Raw genomic sequence first — 21,898 nt, 5'->3', positions numbered from 1 at the left:
CGCGGGTTCGAATCCCGTCTTCCGCTCCAAATTTAATATGGCGGCATAGCCAAGTGGTAAGGCAGAGGTCTGCAAAACCTTTACCACCGGTTCGAATCCGGTTGCCGCCTCCATTATTATGCCGATGTGGCGGAATTGGCAGACGCGCACGACTCAAAATCGTGTTCCTTCGGGAGTGTCGGTTCGACCCCGACCATCGGTACTGGTAAGAATTTAAATCGAGGCTACTCATATGTGAGGGCTTTTTTATTTTTATTAAAGTTATACATAATTATTTATTTTTCATTCATGAATGAATGATAGAAACAAAGCACTTCTTATTTATAATAAGAAGTGCTTTTATATTTTGGAAATCTTTACTTGAACTGTAAACTAAAGATTTTTATCCCGCATTAACGGACTGTAAGATTCCCACCTCAAAACTTAGGGAAAACGAAGAAGTTTAGGTGGGAGGTTAACAGCTCTAATCTAGCTACGACTCCTAAGCACTCGAGCCACGCCAAGGCTTATCTTATGCTTGTCGTGCTTGAACAACAGTCATCTTCGCTTTTGAATGTAAAAGTCCGATTGGTCGGGCTGGCATTCAGTGAGGGATAAAGAAAACCCCCACTGAGTGAAGTTACACTTTATCTTACCTTACAACATTGTAAGATAAGTGTAACCGAAATCGATTGGATTGTTTTTAAAAGTTAGATATGCTGTAATTAATAGATATTATATGTTTTTGGAAAAGAGGTGTAAGTTATGGAAGAAAAAAGACTGCAACATGCTAGAGTTCGTCAGCAAGTTTCATTAAAACCAATGACCAAATTTATTTATAAAGCTATTATTCTTTTATTATTATTTTGTTGTGCCGTGTTGTTGGTTGGGAACGCAATGGTTGAAAAGAGTGATATTAGTAAATTACAAGTTCCCCATGAATTAGAAGTTCCAGAACATGTAAAGCATGCGTTTATCGCTACGGAAGATAAACGATTTTATAATCATAATGGTTTAGATTATATTGCTGTTGTTCGAGCATCAGTTGAAAATATAAAGGCAGGTAAGGTTGTACAAGGAGGAAGTACAATTACACAGCAACTTGCGAAAAATGTATTTTTAACACATGAGCGTACATTTTCACGTAAATGGAAAGAACTATTTTATGCAAAGAAAATTGAACGTACTTTTACAAAAGAAGAAATTTTGAAGTTATATGTAAGTAATATTTATTACGGTGAGGGAGCATGGGGAGTTACAGAAGCAGCACAGTTATACTTTGGAAAAAGTGTACAACAATTGACACTAAGTGAAAGTGCGATGTTAGCTGCAATTGTGAAAGCTCCTTCTTATTACTCACCTTTACAAAATTATAATGAAGCAGTAGAAAGACGAAACATTGTTTTAAAGCTTATGGAACGAGAAGGTTATATTACGCATACAGAGTATACGAAAGCTGTAGGTGAAACTTTGGTTATTCGTGATGATGCTGTAAAAGAGCATTCAATAAAAGAAAAGACAAAAGGGAATGCTATTAGAAAAAAACCTGAGTACGATCATGCGTATTCAGGTTTTTTTGTATAAGTGTGTATAATAAGGAGATGCTATCTTATAAGAAATAACGAGACACAATATTGTCACATTTCATATATTTTTTATTGTAATAAATGCATGTTCATTGGACTGTTTCTATAAGAATTGATATGATTTGTATTGTGTACAAAAGTACATAGAATAAGACATAAAGAGGAATATACTATGAAATCAAACAAGATTGCGCTTCTTGGCGGTGTTTTCGCAGTTGCAGTGCTTATTGTAATTGGAGCAATTATATACAGCATCGTCAATGATAAGAGAGATAAAGGAAGTGAAATGTTCGCGTATACAGAGCAACAAACGTTAGGGGAAAAAGAAGCTGATATTCATATTACAATATTCAGTGACTTTAAATGTCCAGCTTGTCGTACTTGGGATGCAACTGTATTACCACGTTTGAAGGAAGAATATATTAATAAAGGAACAGCGCAGCTTCATCTTATCAACTTCCCATTTATTGGTGAAGATTCTGAGTACGGTGCAGCGATAGGAGAAGCTATTTACAAACAAAATCCAGAAGCTTTTTGGACATTCTTTGATGAATTATATCAACATCAAAAAAGTGATAAAGAAGAATGGATTACAAAAGAGCTTGTAACAAATATTGTCACAGAGAAGCTTCCAAATATTAATGTAGAGCAACTTGAAGAAGATGCGAACAGTAAAGAAATAAAAGATATGGTAAAAGAAGATCATGATCGTGCTTTAAAATTAAAGGTGCAAGGTGCCCCATCTATATATGTAAACGGTAATCTTGTAAACCCAGATTATGATAGTATTAAAGTCGCGATTGAAAAGTTACAAAAGTGATGAGATAACTCATCACTTTTCGACTTTTTTCGCTAATGTTCTTGCAAGGTTTTATATTACATGCTATACTACTTTACATAAGTTGATAGTAATATAATATTTTTGAAATTGCGGGTGTAGTTTAGTGGTAAAACAAGAGCCTTCCAAGCTCTGGTCGAGAGTTCGATTCTCTTCACCCGCTCCAAATCTCATTCCATATTCCCATAATAATTGTGATCAACGCAGTGTTTCGTTTCTAGGATAAACGGGGCATTGCGTTTTTTTATGTTTGTCTTGTTTAAATATATACTACAATAAGAATGTTAGTTATAACATATATATAAGTTTGTCGAATTTTTCATGGATACGCTTTTATTTAAAACTTATGTTTTAGTGTGAAGAAATAGAGCGAAACTTTAATTAGTGGTTTTTTATCACCACTAATTGTTAGCAGGATAAATTCGTTTTTTATAGTCTGCATGTTTCTCACCTAAAGGTTTTAGTTCTTTCAAATTTGAGGTGAGAGTCTTACAGACAGTAAATAGCTGGAGTAAAGTAATTTTAGTAAAGGAGAAATGATGTGAATTTTGAACAATTAAAACAAGATGTAATAGCCTATAGTAAAACAATTGGAATTGATAAAATTGGCTTTGCAAGTGCTTCACCATTTGAAGAGCTAAAGCAGCGCCTTATCCAGCAGCAACAGTTAGGCTATCAATCAGGGTTTGAAGAATCTGATATTGAAAAAAGAACGAATCCACAGTTATTATTACCGGGTGCAAAGTCCATTATAGCAATTGCCCTTGCGTATCCTTCAAAATTAAAAAATGCTCCTGTAAGTAAACGTGGTGAAAGAAGAGGGATCTTTTGCCGTGCTTCTTGGGGAAAAGATTATCATCTTGTGTTACGCGATCGCTTAGAAAAGCTTGAAGCATATTTAATAGAACGTTTACCAGGAATAGAAGTAAAGTCGATGGTAGATACAGGAGAACTGAGTGACCGGGCCGTTTCAGAACGAGCAGGTATTGGATGGAGCGCGAAAAACTGTTCTATTATTACGCCTGAGTTTGGTTCGTATGTATATTTAGGCGAAATGATTACAAATATACCATTTCCACCGGACAAACCGATTGAAGATCAATGTGGGAGCTGTACGAAGTGTATTGATATTTGTCCGACAGGGGCCCTTGTGCAGGGAGGACAATTAAATTCGCAAAAGTGTATTGCTTTTTTAACGCAAACGAAAGGATTTCTGCCTGAAGAGTATCGTGATAAAATCGGGAATCGTATTTATGGCTGTGATACATGTCAAACGGTTTGTCCAAAAAATAAAGGAATTGATTTTCATAATCACCCTGAAATGGAACCAGATCCAGAGCTTGTTAAACCATTGCTAAAGCCCCTTCTTACTATTAGCAACCGTGAGTTTAAAGAGAAATATGGCATTATGTCAGGATCTTGGAGGGGCAAGAAACCGTTACAGAGAAATGCCATCTTGGCGCTTGCTCATTTTAAAGATACAACAGCTATTCCTGATTTAATCTCTTTAATGAAAGAAGACCCTCGTCCTGTTATTCGAGGAACAGCGGCATGGGCGCTTGGAAAAATTGGTGGCGAAGGTGTACGAGAAGAAATTCAAAAAGCGATGGGAAAAGAAAAAGACGAAGAAGTTATTCATGAAATGAACAGAGGTTTAGAACTATTGGCCGAGAAAAGTAGCAGATAATAAGCTCCCTCCTCATATTGTAATAAGGGGAGGGAGAAACTATGGTTACAATAGAACAATTGCAATATCAAATACATCAACAATTAGCTTATATAACAAATAAGCGTGTACAAGAAGAAGAAATACCGTCGGACCTTTTATCAATATGGAAGCGAAAGAAAAAACTATTTCAAGAACGGGATGCTGAAATTGTAAAAGCAACAGCAAATGTATCTTTTATTAGGCAATTGAATACTGCTAAGCATCAAGAAGTGGACTATCAAATTCATTTTCAATATTTAGTTCGTCAAAGACACCTTTTTTATGTAGAAGAGGAGCAAATGGAGCGACGTCTGCAAATAGAAAATGGCTGCATTATAAATGATAGGTCAATTGAAAACGTTATGGAAGACATACGAAGCGAAGCACTAGAACGTGAAGTTATAAAAGGGAAATATACTCCATACACATATAATCGACTAGAAGCGGTAAAATATGCAGAAAGATGGTGGGATGATCGTAATCCAGCTTTCCGAAACTTTCCTGATAATTGTACAAATTTCATTTCGCAATGCTTATATGCTGGTGATACGCCAATGGGGGGATATCCAAATGTTCGTAAAGGGTGGTGGCAACAAAATAATCAGTGGAGTTGGAGCTGGGCGGTTGCACATTCTTTCTATTGGTATTTGTCAGGTGAAACAGTAGGGTTAAGAGCAAAACAAGTGGAAAAACCAGAAGATTTATTACTTGGCGATATTATTATATATGATTTTGAAAATGATGGTAGATGGAATCATACAACAATTGTTGTAGCAAAAGATGCAAATGGGATGCCACTTGTAAATGCGCATTCTGCAAATAGTCGAAGAAGATATTGGGCATATGAGGATTCAAGTAAGTATACTCCACAAATGAAGTATAAGTTTTTTCATATTCTCGATAACGACTAGAGATTTTTCACTTAAGTGGTATAATACGTAGTAGAGAAAAAATAGAGGTGAACATTTTGGGAGTACATGTTGTTTTATATCAACCAGAAATTCCAGCGAACACTGGTAATATTGCACGTACGTGTGCAGCGACAGGAGTAGAATTACATTTAATTAGACCGCTTGGATTTTCAACTGATGATAAGATGTTAAAACGTGCTGGTTTAGATTACTGGCAACACGTTAAAATTACGTATTATGATTCTATCGAGGAATTCTTTGAGAAAAATGCAGATGGTGAGTTTTTCTACTTAACAAAGTATGGTGAGAAAGCTCATACAGCGTTTGATTACAGCCGTTTAGAAAAGGATTATTATTTCGTATTCGGTAGAGAAACAAACGGTCTGCCAGCAAATGTGATTCAAGAAAACTTTGATCGTTGTTTACGCATTCCGATGACAGATAAAGTACGTTCCTTGAACTTATCAAATACAGCAGCTATCTTAATTTATGAAGCGCTGCGTCAGCAAGACTTTCCTAATTTAGATGAAGAAATTGTATATTAAGAGCCGTCATATATGACGGCTTTTTTTATTTGTCCTATAAAAGCCTAAGGAATTACTTAAAAAGACAAATATTGTATTTTTAAGTAATTAAAAATTAATATATAATGTTTTATAAATAGAATAGATAGGTTGAGACATAAATGGGGGGAAAATGTGTTAAATAAAACAAGTAGTGTTAACGTTTTACATGATGTTCATACAGGTTTAATTCATCAAGGCCTATTGCAGGTTATTCAAGATTTAGTATTTATTGTGAAGGTGTTTAAAGGGAATTCTTTTCGGTATATATATATAAATGATATAGGAATGAAGCATACAGGTTTAAATGAAAGTTGTTTTGGGAAGACCTTTCAACAAGCGTTACCTGAAGATGTTGCAAAAGTAATGCAGGAGCAATACGAAATGGTAATAAACGGGAAGGAAGCTGTCACATTTCGTGATAGTATTACATTACCTAAGCAGGAAGTATTACATTATGAATCTTCGTTGAATCCTATTTTTAATGAATATGGTGCATGTGAATATATCGTCTGTATTACAAGGGATATTACGGCACAAGTACATGAAAAGATAGAGATTCAAGAAAGACAAATCTTATTCAAATCCCTATTGGAATACAACGACGAAGCGATATTATCTGTCGATGTAAACGGGTATATTATGTATGTAAATCCCGCTATACATAAAGTGTTAGGATATAGTGAGTGGGAATTGAAAAACAAATGTATTTTTTCATATGTGAAGGAAGAAGCAAGAAGGGCATTTCAATCTATTTTTGAGGAAGCGTTAAAAGGAAAAGCAAAGCAAATTACCTCCTATAAATATGAACATAGGAATGGTTATGAATTATATATATCTTTTAAAACGGTACCAATTATTGTGAATAAAGTAGTAACAGGGGTATATATTATCATGCAAGATACTACAAAACAAGTGTTACAAGAATTGAAAACGACATATTTAGCATATTATGATCAACTGACAGGATTATTAAATCAGAGCTCTTATATGGAAATGTTAGCACAATTTTTACAAATAAAAAAAGATTTCACATTAATTATGATGGACTTAGATGAATTTAATCTCATTAATGAAACATTCGGGCATGAGAGCGGCGATGACATTTTAAAGAAAGTGTCACGACGTTTAAGGGAACTTTCACCTAAAGGCGCACATCTATTTCGAGACGATGGGGACAAGTTTGTAATTTTGCTTGAGCATATAGAGCAATTAAAAATAGAAAAATTTGTTACTCGGCTTTTGCAAGGACTACAACAACACTTTGTTGTAAATGGCTATGAAGTATTTCTAAATGCAGCTATAGGTATTGTTAAATCTTCTGATGGTGGAAAAGATGAACAAACACTATTAAAATGGGTGAATATTGCATTAGAAAGAGCGAAGGGTAAAGGGAAAGGGAATTATAGTTTTTATTGTAATAAGTTAAATATGGAACGTAGTCGTCGATTTATACTAGAAAATAAGCTTCATAAAGCATTAGAAAGAAGTGAATTTGTATTACACTATCAACCACAAGTCAATATTGAGACAGAAGAAATAATAGGAATGGAAGCATTATTACGGTGGTATAATGAGGATTTTGGGAATGTACCACCAAGTGAGTTCATCCCTGTTGCTGAAAAGACCGGATTTATTATTAAAATTGATGAGTGGGTACTAGAAGAAGTGTGTAGACAATTAAGAGAGTGGATTAATAAGGGGTATAAGCCCGTTCCAATTGCTATTAATATTTCAGCGAAGCATTTTCGATCTTCTAAATTAATAGATACCGTTATAAGAGTATTAGAAATGTACAGCATCCCTAGGAATTTAATTACAATTGAAATTACAGAAGGAGCGCTGATGAATACGAAGCAGTCAGAAGCAGTATTACAACAATTGAAAGAAAATGAGTTGAATATTCACCTTGATGACTTTGGAACAGGGTACTCTTCCTTAAGTTATTTAAATAAATACCCTATTGATACTTTAAAGATTGATCGTTCTTTTATGAAAGAAGTGAATTCAAGTGAAAAAGGTGAAAAAATTACAACAATCATTATTCATCTTGCTCATACATTAGGATTAAATGTAATTGCTGAAGGTGTTGAAGAAATAGAGCAAATTCAATTTTTAAAAGATAAAAATGCAGTTTATGCACAAGGATACTATTTTAACAAGCCACTTTCTGTACATGAGGTAGAAATGAAATATTTAAAAGAACGAAAAAAGTGATGAACATATGTCATCACTTTTTCGTTTTTACTTTGTACCTGGCTTATCGTTATAACCTGATGTGAAAATTGCAGTGAGAAAGGCAAGCATGACACATAAAATTAATATTAAACTCATGCAAATCCCTCCCTTATCCATAGAATCCTCACTACTTATATTATAACGAATTTTCTTTCAACTTTGGGCGTAAAATTGAAATACATTTCATTTTGATTGTGATGAATGTTTAAGGACATCCTCGCATACTGTTATAATAATCCGTTTGAACAAGGAGATGGGGGAGGAGCTATAATGGACATTTTAAAGAAAATTGAACAGCATCGAGAATCAGAAGAACGCTTAAAATGGGAAGGGACATTTGCAGAGTATTTGGAGATTGTAAAAGAAAGACCATGGGTAGCACAAACAGCGCATTCCCGCATTTACAATATGATTAAAGATGCAGGAATTGAAGAGATTGAAGGAAGAAAAAGATACAACTTTTTTAGCAACCAAATATTTGGATTGGAAGATGCTTTAGAGCGTCTTGTTGAAGAATATTTTCATCCATCTGCGAAACGATTAGATGTAAGAAAGCGGATTTTACTATTAATGGGACCTGTTAGTGGTGGGAAATCAACTTTAGTCACAATGCTAAAAAGAGGTCTTGAAGCATATTCACGTACAGATCGAGGGGCCATTTTTGCGATAAAAGGTTGCCCAATGCATGAAGATCCACTGCACTTAATCCCGCATCATTTACGAAATGACTTTTATGATGAGTATGGAGTAAGAATTGAGGGGAATTTATCACCGCTAAATGTGATGCGTCTTGAACAAGAATATGGAGGCAGAATCGAGGATGTCATTGTAGAGCGGATTTTCTTCTCGGAAGATCGCCGAACTGGAATTGGCACCTTTAGTCCATCTGATCCAAAGTCACAAGATATTGCTGATTTAACAGGTAGTATTGATTTCTCTACAATTGCAGAATACGGTTCAGAATCAGATCCACGAGCGTACCGATTTGACGGTGAGTTAAATAAAGCAAACCGCGGTATGATGGAATTCCAGGAGATGTTAAAGTGTGATGAGAAATTTCTATGGCATCTCTTATCATTAACGCAAGAAGGAAACTTTAAAGCAGGTCGATTCGCTCTTATTTCAGCAGATGAATTAATTGTAGCGCATACGAATGAAACAGAATATCGTTCGTTTATTTCGAATAAGAAAAACGAGGCGCTGCACTCACGGATTATTGTCATGCCAATGCCATATAACTTACGAGTAAGTGAAGAAGAACATATTTATGAAAAGATGATTAATGAAAGTGATGTTTCCAATGTTCACATTGCACCGCATACACTTCGCGTTGCTGCAATGTTTACGATTTTAACACGCTTAAAAGATCCGAAGCGCCCAGACATTGATTTAATTAAGAAAATGCGTTTATATGACGGAGAAATGGTAGAAGGATACAATACAATTGATGTAGAGGAATTGCAGCGCGAATATCAGGATGAAGGTATGAGTGGCATTGACCCACGTTATGTTATTAATCGTATTTCATCTACAATTATTCGTAAGGAAGTTCCATCTATTAACGCGCTTGATGTACTACGTTCGTTAAAAGACGGTCTTGATCAACATCCATCCATTAGTAATGAAGATCGGGAACGCTATATGAACTTTATTTCACTAGCTCGCAAAGAGTACGATGATATTGCGAAGAAAGAAGTTCAAAAAGCGTTTGTATATTCATATGAAGAATCGGCGAAAACACTTATGGATAATTATTTAGATAATGTAGAAGCATACTGCAATAAATCGAAGTTACGTGATCCATTAACTGGTGAGGAAATGAGCCCAGATGAAAAGCTTATGCGTTCCATTGAGGAGCAAATCGGTATCTCAGAAAATGCGAAGAAAGCTTTCCGTGAAGAAATTTTAATTCGTATTTCTGCATATGCTCGCAAAGGAAAACGATTTGATTATAATTCGCACGAAAGGTTGCGTGAAGCAATTCAGAAGAAGTTATTTGCTGATTTAAAAGATGTTGTTAAAATTACGACATCTACAAAAACACCAGATGAAAATCAGCTGAAGAAAATCAATGAAGTTGTTGCGCGCCTTGTCGATGAGCATGGATATAACTCAACTTCAGCGAACGAATTACTCCGTTATGTAGGTAGTTTATTAAATAGATAATGTTCCTTGTGATATAAATAAAAAGCTGTCTCCGGCAAAGAGACAGCTTTTTTGTATCTGAGTTTGAAGTAGTTAAATCATTGTTAGGAAGAAAAGAGGAACATGATCCTTTTGTTTAAACAGAGCACGTGGCAGAAAAAGGACCTGACCGTTACTACGCATGGAGTGATACTCTTTTCCATTGAAAAAAAGAAAGTTATTTGCTTTTTTAGTGACAAAGCTCGTCCAATATTTATAAATTAACATGCAGTTTTATGAATTTATTTGTCAATTATTTTAACAACTTGCATATGATAGAGTAACCAACCATTCATACAAAAAAAGCCAACACAATACAATATGTTGCATCATGCTAAAGTGTGCAACAATGCATTGTGTTTCTTTCTTAATTGTGTAATAGTTTGCGATTTTGGAAGTGTAAAATAAGAATCTTTTGCTTAATAAATAAAGTGAAACTTCACTCAGTGGGGATTCTTCATCTCCCACTGAGTGTTAGCCCGACCAATCGGGCTTTTACTGGACGTTAATATCCCACCTAAACTTCTTTGCTTCTCTCAATTTTTGAGGTGGGAGTCTTACAGTCAGTTAATGCGAGATAAACAGATTATAAGGAGGGAACAGAATGGCTGAAGAGAACCAAAACAATTATACGATCGCACAGGAAAATTGGTCACTTCATCGTAAGGGACATGATGATCAGCAGCGTCATCAAGAAAAAGTACAGGAAGCAATTAAAAGTAATTTACCAGACCTTGTTACGGAAGAAAGTATTATTATGTCTAATGGCCAAGATGTGGTGAAAATTCCCATTCGATCATTAGATGAATATAAAATTCGTTATAACTATGATAAGAATAAACATGTCGGGCAAGGAAATGGAGACAGTAAAGTAGGAGATGTTGTGGCTAGGGACGGATCAGGTGGCCAAAAACAAAAAGGTGCAGGAAAAGGGAAAGGTGCAGGAGATTCCGCTGGAGAAGATTATTATGAAGCAGAAGTATCTATTTTAGAATTAGAGCAAGCTTTCTTTAAAGAACTAGAGCTTCCTAATTTACAACGAAAAGAAATGGATGAAAATCGTATTGAGCATGTAGAATTTAATGATGTAAGGAAAACAGGGCTATGGGGCAATATTGATAAAAAACGAACGATGATATCAGCTTATAAAAGAAATGCAATGAGCGGAAAACCTTCTTTCCATCCGATTCACCCAGAGGATTTAAAGTTCCGTACATGGAACGAAGTATTAAAACCAGATTCGAAAGCTGTAGTATTAGCAATGATGGACACAAGTGGATCGATGGGCATATGGGAGAAATATATGGCACGTAGTTTCTTCTTTTGGATGACACGTTTTTTACGTACAAAATACGAAACAGTTGAAATTGAATTTATTGCACACCACACAGAGGCAAAAGTTGTAACAGAAGAAGAGTTTTTCTCAAAAGGAGAAAGCGGCGGAACAATTTGTTCCTCAGTATATAAGAAGGCATTAGAGCTAATTGATGGAAAGTATGAACCAAGTCGTTATAATATTTATCCATTCCATTTTTCAGATGGTGATAATTTAACTTCGGATAACGCTCGTTGTGTGAAGCTTGTGCAAGAACTAATGAAAGTATCAAATATGTTTGGTTATGGGGAAGTGAACCAGTATAATCGCCATTCCACATTAATGTCCGCATACAAAAATGTGAAAGATGAGAAGTTTCGCTATTATATTTTAAAACAAAAGGCAGATGTATTTCATGCGATGAAGAGCTTTTTTAGGCAAGAGCTTGCAGAGAAGAGTAGTTAAAGAAACTACCTTGTGTACAAAGTGTATGCAAGGTAGTTTTTTTATTTTTACTAATTATCAGCCCATTCATACAAGATAAAAAGCAAGCAATTCGGTTTTATCCGAACTGCTTGCTTTTTTATATTGCTTTTTTCATTTTTTCAGAACCTTGCTTTGCTTGTGTTGCTACAGCTTCTTTTCGCAATTCTTTAAAGAGCGATGTAATCATTAAAACGATAACAATAGAAAATGGGAAGGCTGCAATAATGGCTGCAATTTGTAGTGCATTTAATCCACCTGCTTGTAAGAGAATAGCAGCAATTGCTGAAATTGTTAGGCCCCAAACAAGTTTTAAACTATTCTTTGGTGAAAGACTACCATTACTTGTTTGCATCGATACAACAAATGTTGCTGAATCGGCTGATGTAACAAAGAATGTTGTAATTAAAAGGAGTCCTACAATTGTTAATAATGTAGAAAATGGCAGCTGTGAAATAACAGCAAATAGAGCGATTTCTGGTCCGTTTTTCGCAATTTCATCGGCGATTCCAAGTGATTGGAACATATCCATATGAATTGCAGTGCCGCCGAAGACTGAAAACCATAATGTACAGATAAGCGTTGGTACAAATACAACACCGAAAATAAATTCACGAATGGTACGGCCCCGAGAAACACGGGCGATAAATGTACCAACAAATGGAGACCAAGAAATCCACCAACCCCAGTAAAAGATCGTCCAGTTTTCAATCCACGAAGAAGCATCTTCATTAAATGCCCCTAAATTTAAGCCCATACTCGGAAGAGAACCGATATAAGAACCAAGTGTAGATGTGAAATACTTCATAATAAAGACTGTTGGTCCGAAAATTAAGAAAGAAACGAGTAAAATCCCAGCTAAGGAGAAGTTCAAGTTACTCAAATATTTAATCCCACGATCAAGACCTGTTCTTGCACTTATTAAATAAAGTACGGTAAATATCCCGATAAGTGCGAGCTGCAAGCTAATAGTATTATCAATAGAAGGAAATAGATAACTTAGTCCACCAGCAATTTGCTGAGCTCCAATACCTATGGACGGTACAATTCCAAATACCGTTGCTAAAACAGCTAGTATATCGACTGTTTTTCCGATAGGTGAGTTTTTCGATCGATTAAATAAAGGAGTAACTGTAGCACCAATTGTGCCACCTTTTCGTTTTCGGAATGTAAAGTATGCAATGGTTAAAGCGACCATGGCGTATAGTGCCCATGGGAATAATCCCCAGTGAAAGAATGAATATTGCATGGCAAGCTTGGCACTTTGTTCTGTCCCAGCTTCACCTGCGATTGGTGCATGTAAATGAGAGATTGGTTCACTAATTCCGTAAAAGATAAGACCGATTCCCATTCCAGATCCAAAGAGCATCGATAGCCAAGAACCATAACTATATTTCGGTTTTTCATCATCTTTTCCGAGGCGGATAGAACCGTATTTTGAAAATGCTAGATAAATAGCTAAAGTAAGCATTGCGGTCATAAGCAAGGAGTAAAACCAGCCAAACTTACCGAGGATAAATGTGTTTATAGACGAGGTAACACTTTGTAAATCATAGCCTTGTATCCAACTTGCTGGAAGTACACCCCATATAATGAACAAGGTCGTGAGCAAGAGGGAGATATAGAGTACACTGTTTTCTTTTTTTATCATCAAATCCCACCTTTAAATATTTAATTTGGTTAACAGTTATATTAACCATAACAATAATGCGGTTAAATGTCAAAAAATTCGATTTTTACATATCCAGAACTTTCATGAAAATGTTGAGAAAATGTGAAATATAAAGAAACTAAATCTATAAATCTTTATTTTGTGATATTGTTTTTGTATATAGAGAAATTGGGAGGATAAAATGATGAAAAAGAATTCAAAATGGAATGGAATGATTGTTGGTCTTAGCGTAGGAGCATTATCGTTAGGGGCTTTGCAGCCAACAGTTTTAGCTGAAGAAAAAAAACCGTACAACGTAGTAATGGAACCGATTGGTGTAGAACCTAATACTGATGAAATTGCACATTCGTCAGTAGCTGATGAAACATTACCGTTTGAGGAACGTTTACGAGTAGGGGATTTTTCTGAGCGTCCAGTTTCTGCAATGAAACAAGTGGAAACAAAAGCACTTCAAGAACAGTACTCTATGGCTGATTTAAATAAGATGAGTAACAGCGAATTAATTTATACACTCTCTAATATTAAATGGTATCAAATAACAGACCTATTTCAATTTAACGAAGATGCGAAAGTATTTTATGCTAATGAAAAACGGTTGAAGCTCATTATAGACGAATTGCAAAAGCAAGGAAGCTCATTTACTGCAAATGATGCAAAAGGTATTGAGACACTTGTTGAAGTACTACGCTCTGGTTTTTACATTGCCTTTTATAACGATGAACTAAGTTATTTAAATAAACGAAGCTTTCATGATAAATGTTTACCAGCATTAAAAGCAATAGCCCAAAATACCAATTTTAAACTTGGAACAGCCGAGCAAGATAAAGTTGTATCTGCATATGGAAAATTAATTAGTAATGCTTCTAGTGATGTTGAAACAGTGGGATACGCTGCAAAGATTTTAAAACAGTATAATAATAATCTTTATGCTTACATGAATGAGCCAACAAAGGGAGAAGCAGTATATGCTCTTATGCAAGGAGTAGAGTACGATTTAGATGAGTATTTATACAATAATAGAGATACAAAACCAACTGAGACGATATGGTCTAGGAAGGTTGATAGTTTTATAGATGAAGTGAATAAATTTGCGCTACTAAAGAACGTAACAGAAAAAAATAGCTGGTTAATTAATAATGGTATTTATTATGGAGGAAGCTTAGGGGAATTTCATAGCAATCCAAGTGAAGGATTAAGAGTTGTAACAGAAGCAATGAATATGTATCCGAAGTTAAGCGAAGCATATTTTGTAGCAGTTGAACAAATTAAAACGAACTATGACGGAAAAGATTATTATGGTAACGTAGTAGATTTACAAAAAATACGTGAAGAAGGAAAATCGCAATATTTACCAAAAACGTATACGTTTGATGATGGAGAAATTGTTTTTCGAACAGGTGACAAAGTAACAGATGAGAAAATTCAACGTTTGTATTGGGCTGCAAAAGAAGTGAAAGCGCAGTACCATCGTGTAATTGGAAATGATAAGGCGTTAGAGCAAGGGAATGCAGATGATGTATTAACAGTAGTGATTTATAATAGTCCAGACGAATATCAATTAAATCGACAGTTATATGGATATGAAACAAATAATGGTGGTATCTACATTGAAGAAAAAGGATCGTTCTTTACATATGAGCGTACTCCTGAGCAAAGTATTTATAGTTTAGAAGAATTGTTCCGTCATGAATATACACATTATTTACAAGGTAGATACGAAGTTCCTGGTTTATTTGGCAGCGGAGATATGTATCAAGATGAGCGATTAACTTGGTTCCAAGAAGGAAATGCGGAATTATTTGCCGGAGCGACACGTACAGATGATATTGTTCCACGTAAGAGCATTATTAGTGGATTATCATATGATCCAGCAAGACGTTATACAGCAGCACAAACGTTATCAGCAAGATATGGGGCTTCATTTGAGTTCTATAACTATTCGTTTGCACTTCAGTCATATATGTACCATCATAGGTTCGGTACACTTGATAAAATACAAGATTTAATTCGTGCAAATGATGTGAAAAATTATGATACATACCGAGAATCATTAAAGAAAGATGAGCAGTTAAATGCTGACTATCAAGCATATATGCAGCAGCTAGTCGATAATCAAGAGCAGTATGATGTACCTCAAGTATCAGATGATTATTTAGCAACACATGCACCAAAATCAGTAGAAGAAGTTCATCATGAAATCGCCAATGTTTCAAAAATAACAGATTCAAAAGTGAAAAAGCACCAGTCGGAATTCTTTAATACGTTCACGGTTGAAGGCACGTATACTGGTGGGAAAACAAAAGGTGAATATGAAGACTGGAAAACAATGAGTGAGCAAATGAATACTGCATTAGAGCAACTTTCACAAAATGAATGGAGCGGTTATAAAACAGTAACAGCTTACTTTGTAAATTATCGTGTAAATGATGCAAATCAGTTTGAGTATGACGTTGTTTTCCATGGTATTTTAACAGATGAAGGTGAAAATCAAGCACCAATTGTTAATATAAATGGACCATATAAAGGAGCGGTAAACGGCAAAATTCAGTTTAAGAGTGATGGTTCGAAAGATGAAGATGGAAAGATTGTATCCTACCATTGGGACTTTGGAGATGGAAACACGAGTACAGAAGTGAACCCAGTTCATATATATGAAAAAGAAGGCACCTATACTGCGACACTTACAGTAAAAGATGATAAAGGAAAAGCAAGTAAAGCAGAAGTTGCCGTTACAGTTGTGCAAGGAGTGCAAGTAGAGAAAGAAAGTAATAATCGTCCTGAAGAGGCGAACGCGATTTCCTTTAATAGAGTTGTCAAAGGAAGTTTATTTGGGAATGATCATACCGATGTTTATACGTTTGATGTTTCATCACCAAAGGAGTTAAATATTTTGCTTACGAATGAGAATCACATCGGAATGACGTGGGTACTGCACCATGAATCAGACATGCAAAATTATGTTGCTTACGGTCAGGAAGAAGGAAACCTAGTAAAAGGCACATACGATGCAAAACCAGGTAAGTATTACTTATATGTATATAAGTTTGATACAAATGATGGAACATATACAGTAAACGTGAAGTAATCACAATTTATGGTTCAGCACTGTGGGGTTCATTCTTTGAAAATAATTCATTTTTAATACACGAAACGGAAAGAATCCACTCGGAGTGGAGTGTGTCATCACCTGTTTTTGGTTTAAATCCCAATTGGTTCATAACTTTACTTTTTCTGTAATTTCATGTATCATAGAAGTATAAAATATAACGGTAATTGTTGAGGAGGAGCCTGCCACTATAGGCTTCTCCTGTTCATTTTTAGGAGCCTATAGTAGTAGGCTCCTTTTCTAATTTGTGATTAAACAGAAAATTATAAAAAAAGGAGGGTGTGAAGTTACGTTTGGCATCATAGGGGTTTACTATATGCTTATAGCGAGGAAAAGAGGTGGAAACCATCACTCTATTTACCTATTCACTTAGTTCAATTTATTTAGTTGGATTTATTGTGTCAGTTTTAATTACAATTATTTATTTGCTTTTAAGTGACTTTCTTGAGGCGATATTTAGTGTCTCGAGTGGACCTACTTCACCTGTTACTCTTATATTAAGTTTTTTGTCGATGCTATGTGGTTTTAGTTATATCGGGGAGTATTTATTTACATGGAATAGCATATTTATCTTTGTGATTTCCTTTTTTCTCTCTCTAATTGCTGTTCTTGCGATGAAAATGCTTATATTAAAACCAATAGCAGAAGCAGAACAAAATACGGTGCATCGTATGGGTGAATTTATTGGGTGTGTTGGTGAAGTGACAACAACAATTCCTAAGTTTGGAATTGGAGAGGTGTTTTTGTCCTCGCAAGTTGGGGGAAATGCACTTTTAGCTAGAAATGTGGAAAATCAAGAAGTTACACAAGGTGATTTTGTTGTAATAGAAGGGATAGAAGATGGTGTTTTACTTGTAAGGAAGAAAACAAATAAGGGGGAAGACGTATGATCGCATTAATTATCGGTGGTGTGTTACTTGCAATACTAGCCTTACTTATTTTAGTTTTTATTACAAAATATCGCACAGTTGGACCAGATGAGGCGTTAATCGTAACGGGAAATTGGCTTGGTACGGGAAAGAACGTTGTTATAACGGATGATGGAAAGAAAATAAAAATCATTCGTGGCGGCGGTACATTTGTTGTTCCAATTATGCAGCAAGCAGAACCTCTTAGCTTATTAAACTATAAATTAGAAGTGATTACACGTGATACATATACGAAGCAAGGTGTTCCAGTAACGGTGAACGGTGTTTCAATTATTAAAGTAGGCTCTACAATTGAAGAAGTTTCAACAGCAGCGGAACAATATTTAGGAAAAGAAACGGAAGAATTGAAAACAGAAGCGAAAGAAGTGTTAGAAGGTCATTTACGTGCTATTTTATCCTCTATGACAGTTGAAGATGCATATAGTAATAGAGAACAATTTGCGCAAAAAGTACATGAAGTAGCATCAACGGATTTAAAGAAAATGGGTCTGCGGATTGTTTCGTTTACAATTAAAGAAATTGCAGATAAAAATGGGTATTTAGACGCGCTTGGTCAACCGCAAATTGCGACGGTAAAACGTGATGCACAAATTGCCAATGCTGAAAGGGAAAAAGAATCTCGTATTGAAAAAGCCCGTGCAGAAAAAGAAGCGAAGGAAGCAGAATATCAGCGTGATGCACAAATTGCAGAGGCAGAAAAGCATAAAGAGTTAAAAGTGCAGGCGTATAAGAAAGAACAAGAACAAGCACGTGCAGATGCCGATCTTTCTTACGAGTTGCAACAAGCAAAAGCACAGCAACATGTAACAGAAGAGCAAATGCGTATTAAAATTATTGAACGTGAGAAACAGATTGAATTAGAAGAAAAAGAGATTGCAAGACGTGAAAAACAATATGATGCAGAAGTAAAGAAAAAAGCAGATGCCGATCGCTATGCAGTAGAGCAAGCGGCAGAAGCAGAGAAAGCGAAGCAAATGAGGAAAGCAGATGCAGAACAATATACAATTGAAGCTGAAGCAAGAGCAAGAGCGGAAGAAGTACGTGTAGCTGGTTTAGCAAAAGCGGAGATTGAAAAAGCACAAGGTACAGCGGAAGCGGATGTTATTAAGTTAAAAGGTTTAGCAGAGGCTGAAGCGAAGCAAAAGATTGCTGAAGCATTTGAGTTATACGGCCAAGCTGCGATTATGGATATGGTTCTGAAAATGCTTCCAACATACGCAAAAGAAGTAGCAAGTCCACTTAGCAACATCGATAAAATTACGGTCGTTGATACAGGTGGCGGGAAAAATAGTGGTGCTGGGAAAGTAGCTGGTTACGCAACAGATTTAATGGCAACAATGCAAGAAACGTTAAAAGCATCATCTGGTATTGATGTGAAGGAATTGTTAGAGAGCTTTGCTGGAAAAGGTGCTATGAATACAAAAGGAAATTATATAGACGAGATGAAAAAAGAGGGAGCGGAGGAATAAAGATAGATTTCAATTAATGTTTTTTCTCTATTATCTACGAATTATTAGTTACAGACTTTTAATATTTTTAAAAGTTTAAATAGAATTAATCCAGCAAGTTGCAGTGAATACAGAATCATTTTATTTCATAAAAAGAAACGGTCCAAAACTCGGGAATATTGATTTTTGGACCGATTTTTTTATGCATCAAAGTAAAAATTCTCTATAGAGATATCTCCTTTTGCATCTTCAACAAAAGTAACACCTAAATGATATGAACCCTCATCATTTGAGGGCTGGATATCATACATAATGAGAAGTTTATTCCCTTCAAGAGAAAAGTTGTTTACTACAACTTTAGCTTCTTCCCCTGCATAGTTATTAAAGGGGATATCAAAACTTTGTCCATCTTCTTCTATAATTTTATCATCAAAAACTTGGAATTTATCACTAAGTAAGTTATCTAATGTTTCACTATCCCCATGAACTAGACTCCAAAATAAAGTTTTTCCATGTTCTTTTGCTTGTAGAAACATTTCTTTTTCTTTTTTTAAGTAATTAATTTCTTGAGATAACTGTTCTTCTTTTTTATGACCGCTTTTTTTAATATTGGTTGTAGATTCATTTTTCTCTGTTACTTTTTCTTCAGCAGTAGTTGCAACATCATTGCTATTGTTACAACCATATAAAACAGTACTTAAGAGTATTAAAGATGTTGCAAGAATCCTTCTTTTCATATATCTAGCCTCCTAATAATATGATTATACTAAAACATATTTTGACTGATCATTCAACGAAATAGCATTAAGTAATATTGAAATAAATAATTGTTGAGATAATGTTCATATAGTTCTTAAATTATACCGTTGTAATTTTTAAAAATATTTTATGGTATAATTTTCTATTTATTTTTATATATTGTTTTATTGATTTTATTTTTATAAAATTGTATTATATTTATATTTTTGGATTTCGATGAATAAAGTGAAAATTATATAAAGAGAATATCAGCATTGTGATGCAGCTGTCTCCTTGTGTAAAAATCGCTATGAAGAAAATAATGGAGAAGGGGAGTTATAGATGCTGAAGAGAATTAAAAAAGCTAGTATTAAAGCAAAGTTATTATTTTCGTTTATTATGATTTTAGTTATCCCGAGTGTGATGATTGGATGGATATCCTATCAGACTGCAGAACAAAGTTTAAGTGATTCTACAGTAGATACGGCAAAAGATAGTGTAGAGATTCTAGATAATATTATTACAAAAGAAATAAAAGCTAAACATGTAGATACAGCGTATTTTGCGAAAAGCTTTACAAAAGCAATTTATGAACAAGAAGGAGAAGCAGGTATACAAAGTAAGTTAGAGTTATATACAAGTCTTCATCCGGAGACAGAAGCCATTTATATTGGGACAGCTGAAGGTGGATTTATTCAATCACCTGTTGTGACAATGCCAGAAGGTTATAATCCAACTGATCGCCCTTGGTATAAGGAAGCAGTCGAAAAGAGTGGTGAAGTTATTGTTACTACTCCATATATATCTTCAGCAACAAATAGTATCGTTGTAACGATTGCGAGACAGTTAGATGATAAAAGCGGGGTTGTTGCAATTGATTTAATTATAGATGATATTGTAAAAACATCTAAAATGGTTCGTATAGGTAAAGATGGATATTTAGCAATTTTTGATGAAACAAAAAATGTAATTGTTCATCCGCAAAAAAAGGCGGGGGAGAAATTAAACGATAAAGCAGTTGATCGTTTATATGAAGCAAAAAAAGGTGATTTTGAATACACCTTCCAAGGTGATCATAAACATATCATTTATACAACAAACGAAACAACAGGTTGGAAAATAGGTGGAACGATGTTGTATCAAGAAGTAGAAGAGGCAGCAAAACCTATTTATTATAAAACATTAATGGTTATTGGGATATCATTATTAATTGGTGGCATCTGTATCTATTTCTTAATTCAATCAATTATTCGGCCGTTAAAAGAGCTTGTTGCATCATCTAAGAAAATAAGTGAAGGTGATTTAACGGAAACAATAGTTGTCCATTCTAATGATGAAGTTGGTCAATTAGGAGAAAGCTTTAATGAAATGGCTTCATCTCTTCGAAATGTCATTTCGCAAATTAATACATCAGCTGGTCATGTAACAGCCTCGTCAGAAGAATTAACAGCGAGTGTGAGACAAGCAAGTGAAGCAACGGAACAAATTACGTCGGCAATGGAACAAGTGTCTAGCAGTGCTGAAACACAAAACCGAGAAGTAGAAGAAGGTGCTTCATTATTAGAAGAAGTATCAAAGGGAATCCAACATGTTGCCGATAGCTCTTCTATTATTTCGAGAACGTCACTACAAACAAAGCAAATTGCAGAAGATGGTGGTGCGTTAGTACAAAAGACAGTAAATCAAATGCAATCGATTCATCAGTCTGTTGTCCACTCAGATACGATTATTACATCGTTAGATGAGAAATCAAAACAGATAGGTGAAATTTTAGAAGTCATTCAGCATATTGCACAGCAAACAAACTTACTAGCATTAAACGCAGCGATTGAAGCTGCAAGGGCAGGAGAACATGGAAGAGGATTTGCGATTGTAGCAGATGAAGTAAGAAAGTTGGCGGAGCAATCTGAACAATCTTCGAGTGAGATTGGAAAGTTAGTGACACATATACAGATTGATATTAAACAAACAGTTGATTCGATGAAAGAAGTGGGGACAGAAGTTCAATCAGGTCTTACGGTAGCGAATGAAACGAAACAAAGCTTTAGTGAAATTTTGAAATCAACAAATGATATTGTATCGCAAATTAATAATATGGTAGATGTATCGAATAAGATGGCAGGCGATGCAGGGGAAGTTACAAAATCTGTTAATGAAATCGCATCAGCGGCGGAAGAAAACTCTGCAAGTACACAAAATA

Annotated in this window: 14 protein-coding genes and 3 tRNA genes; 15 read left to right on the top strand and 2 right to left on the bottom strand. The window is 35.0% G+C overall.

The genetic code is table 11. The features are described 5' to 3' along the window. The first annotated feature begins 39 nt into the window (after positions 1–39). The 11 genes from BAMA_RS21950 (at position 40) to yhbH (ending at position 11,787) form a co-directional block, all read left to right on the top strand. Positions 40–113: transfer RNA gene (locus BAMA_RS21950), tRNA-Cys, on the top strand. Positions 114–120: 7 nt separating this feature from the next. Further along, positions 121–202, top strand: a tRNA-Leu gene (locus tag BAMA_RS21945). Positions 203–744: 542 nt separating this feature from the next. Beyond that, on the top strand, positions 745–1,563 hold the full coding sequence (locus BAMA_RS21940) for a transglycosylase domain-containing protein (RefSeq protein WP_034643754.1): 819 nt from the start codon (positions 745–747) through the stop codon (positions 1,561–1,563). 174 nt (positions 1,564–1,737) lie between these two features. Then, on the top strand, positions 1,738–2,385 hold the full coding sequence (locus BAMA_RS21935; protein WP_034643751.1) for a DsbA family protein: 648 nt from the start codon (positions 1,738–1,740) through the stop codon (positions 2,383–2,385). Positions 2,386–2,495: 110 nt separating this feature from the next. Further along, positions 2,496–2,569 (top strand) — tRNA-Gly (locus BAMA_RS21930). Between the two features lie 375 nt (positions 2,570–2,944). Beyond that, the gene (gene queG / locus BAMA_RS21925; RefSeq protein WP_034643748.1) at positions 2,945–4,090 is read left to right on the top strand and encodes a tRNA epoxyqueuosine(34) reductase QueG; all 1,146 of its coding nucleotides are present in this window, start codon (positions 2,945–2,947) and stop codon (positions 4,088–4,090) included. A gap of 41 nt (positions 4,091–4,131) precedes the next feature. Continuing rightward, the gene (locus BAMA_RS21920) at positions 4,132–5,022 is read left to right on the top strand and encodes an amidase domain-containing protein (protein WP_034643745.1); all 891 of its coding nucleotides are present in this window, start codon (positions 4,132–4,134) and stop codon (positions 5,020–5,022) included. 56 nt (positions 5,023–5,078) lie between these two features. Next, positions 5,079–5,567, top strand: a complete 489-nt coding sequence (trmL, locus tag BAMA_RS21915; protein ID WP_034643742.1) for a tRNA (uridine(34)/cytosine(34)/5-carboxymethylaminomethyluridine(34)-2'-O)-methyltransferase TrmL — start codon at positions 5,079–5,081, stop codon at positions 5,565–5,567. Between the two features lie 153 nt (positions 5,568–5,720). Beyond that, the gene (locus tag BAMA_RS21910) at positions 5,721–7,802 is read left to right on the top strand and encodes a sensor domain-containing protein (protein WP_034643739.1); all 2,082 of its coding nucleotides are present in this window, start codon (positions 5,721–5,723) and stop codon (positions 7,800–7,802) included. 291 nt (positions 7,803–8,093) lie between these two features. After that, entirely contained in the window at positions 8,094–9,989 is a 1,896-nt protein-coding gene (locus BAMA_RS21905; RefSeq protein ID WP_034643736.1) for a PrkA family serine protein kinase, read from the top strand. A 622-nt stretch (positions 9,990–10,611) separates the two neighbouring features. Beyond that, positions 10,612–11,787: a sporulation protein YhbH gene (yhbH, locus tag BAMA_RS21900; RefSeq protein ID WP_034643733.1), complete on the top strand. Its 1,176-nt coding sequence runs from the start codon at positions 10,612–10,614 to the stop codon at positions 11,785–11,787. Between the two features lie 118 nt (positions 11,788–11,905). Here the strand turns inward: yhbH and opuD are convergent, their stop codons facing one another. Continuing rightward, positions 11,906–13,456: a glycine betaine transporter OpuD gene (opuD, locus tag BAMA_RS21895; RefSeq protein WP_034643730.1), complete on the bottom strand. Its 1,551-nt coding sequence runs from the start codon at positions 13,454–13,456 to the stop codon at positions 11,906–11,908. A 205-nt stretch (positions 13,457–13,661) separates the two neighbouring features. Here opuD and colA point away from each other — a divergent pair, with 205 nt between their 5' ends. The 3 genes from colA (at position 13,662) to BAMA_RS21880 (ending at position 18,981) form a co-directional block, all read left to right on the top strand. Next, a complete protein-coding gene (colA, locus tag BAMA_RS21890) occupies positions 13,662–16,562 on the top strand; it encodes a collagenase ColA (RefSeq protein ID WP_034643727.1) in 2,901 nt (966 codons plus the stop codon). A 368-nt stretch (positions 16,563–16,930) separates the two neighbouring features. Continuing rightward, positions 16,931–17,473, top strand: coding sequence for an NfeD family protein (locus tag BAMA_RS21885; protein WP_034643756.1), 543 nt, complete (start codon positions 16,931–16,933; stop codon positions 17,471–17,473). Next, the gene (locus tag BAMA_RS21880; RefSeq protein WP_034643724.1) at positions 17,470–18,981 is read left to right on the top strand and encodes a flotillin family protein; all 1,512 of its coding nucleotides are present in this window, start codon (positions 17,470–17,472) and stop codon (positions 18,979–18,981) included. Before BAMA_RS21885 ends, BAMA_RS21880 begins: the two co-directional genes overlap by 4 nt. 179 nt (positions 18,982–19,160) lie before the next feature. On the opposite strand, the gene BAMA_RS21875 is transcribed toward BAMA_RS21880, so the two are convergent. After that, positions 19,161–19,697: a hypothetical protein gene (locus tag BAMA_RS21875; RefSeq protein WP_034643721.1), complete on the bottom strand. Its 537-nt coding sequence runs from the start codon at positions 19,695–19,697 to the stop codon at positions 19,161–19,163. Between the two features lie 343 nt (positions 19,698–20,040). Between BAMA_RS21875 and BAMA_RS21870 the strand changes: the two genes are divergently transcribed. Then, on the top strand, positions 20,041–21,898 hold a 1,858-nt coding region (locus BAMA_RS21870; RefSeq protein ID WP_034643719.1), incomplete at its 3' end, for a methyl-accepting chemotaxis protein.

The organism is Bacillus manliponensis, assembly GCF_000712595.1.
Taxonomy (GTDB): domain Bacteria; phylum Bacillota; class Bacilli; order Bacillales; family Bacillaceae_G; genus Bacillus_A; species Bacillus_A manliponensis.
Note: the sequence above shows the minus strand (reverse complement) of the source record. Positions and strands in the feature narration are given on the sequence as shown.

What these genes read in the sequence shown, in the direction of transcription:
- BAMA_RS21940 (WP_034643754.1), top strand. Translation starts at nt 745, where the DNA reads ATGGAAGAAAAAAGACTGCAACATGCTAGAGTTCGTCAGCAAGTTTCA.
- BAMA_RS21935 (WP_034643751.1), top strand. Translation starts at nt 1,738, where the DNA reads ATGAAATCAAACAAGATTGCGCTTCTTGGCGGTGTTTTCGCAGTTGCA.
- BAMA_RS21920 (WP_034643745.1), top strand. Translation starts at nt 4,132, where the DNA reads ATGGTTACAATAGAACAATTGCAATATCAAATACATCAACAATTAGCT.
- BAMA_RS21905 (WP_034643736.1), top strand. Translation starts at nt 8,094, where the DNA reads ATGGACATTTTAAAGAAAATTGAACAGCATCGAGAATCAGAAGAACGC.
- yhbH (WP_034643733.1), top strand. Translation starts at nt 10,612, where the DNA reads ATGGCTGAAGAGAACCAAAACAATTATACGATCGCACAGGAAAATTGG.
- opuD (WP_034643730.1), bottom strand. Translation starts at nt 13,456, where the DNA reads ATGATAAAAAAAGAAAACAGTGTACTCTATATCTCCCTCTTGCTCACG.
- colA (WP_034643727.1), top strand. Translation starts at nt 13,662, where the DNA reads ATGAAAAAGAATTCAAAATGGAATGGAATGATTGTTGGTCTTAGCGTA.
- BAMA_RS21880 (WP_034643724.1), top strand. Translation starts at nt 17,470, where the DNA reads ATGATCGCATTAATTATCGGTGGTGTGTTACTTGCAATACTAGCCTTA.
- BAMA_RS21875 (WP_034643721.1), bottom strand. Translation starts at nt 19,697, where the DNA reads ATGAAAAGAAGGATTCTTGCAACATCTTTAATACTCTTAAGTACTGTT.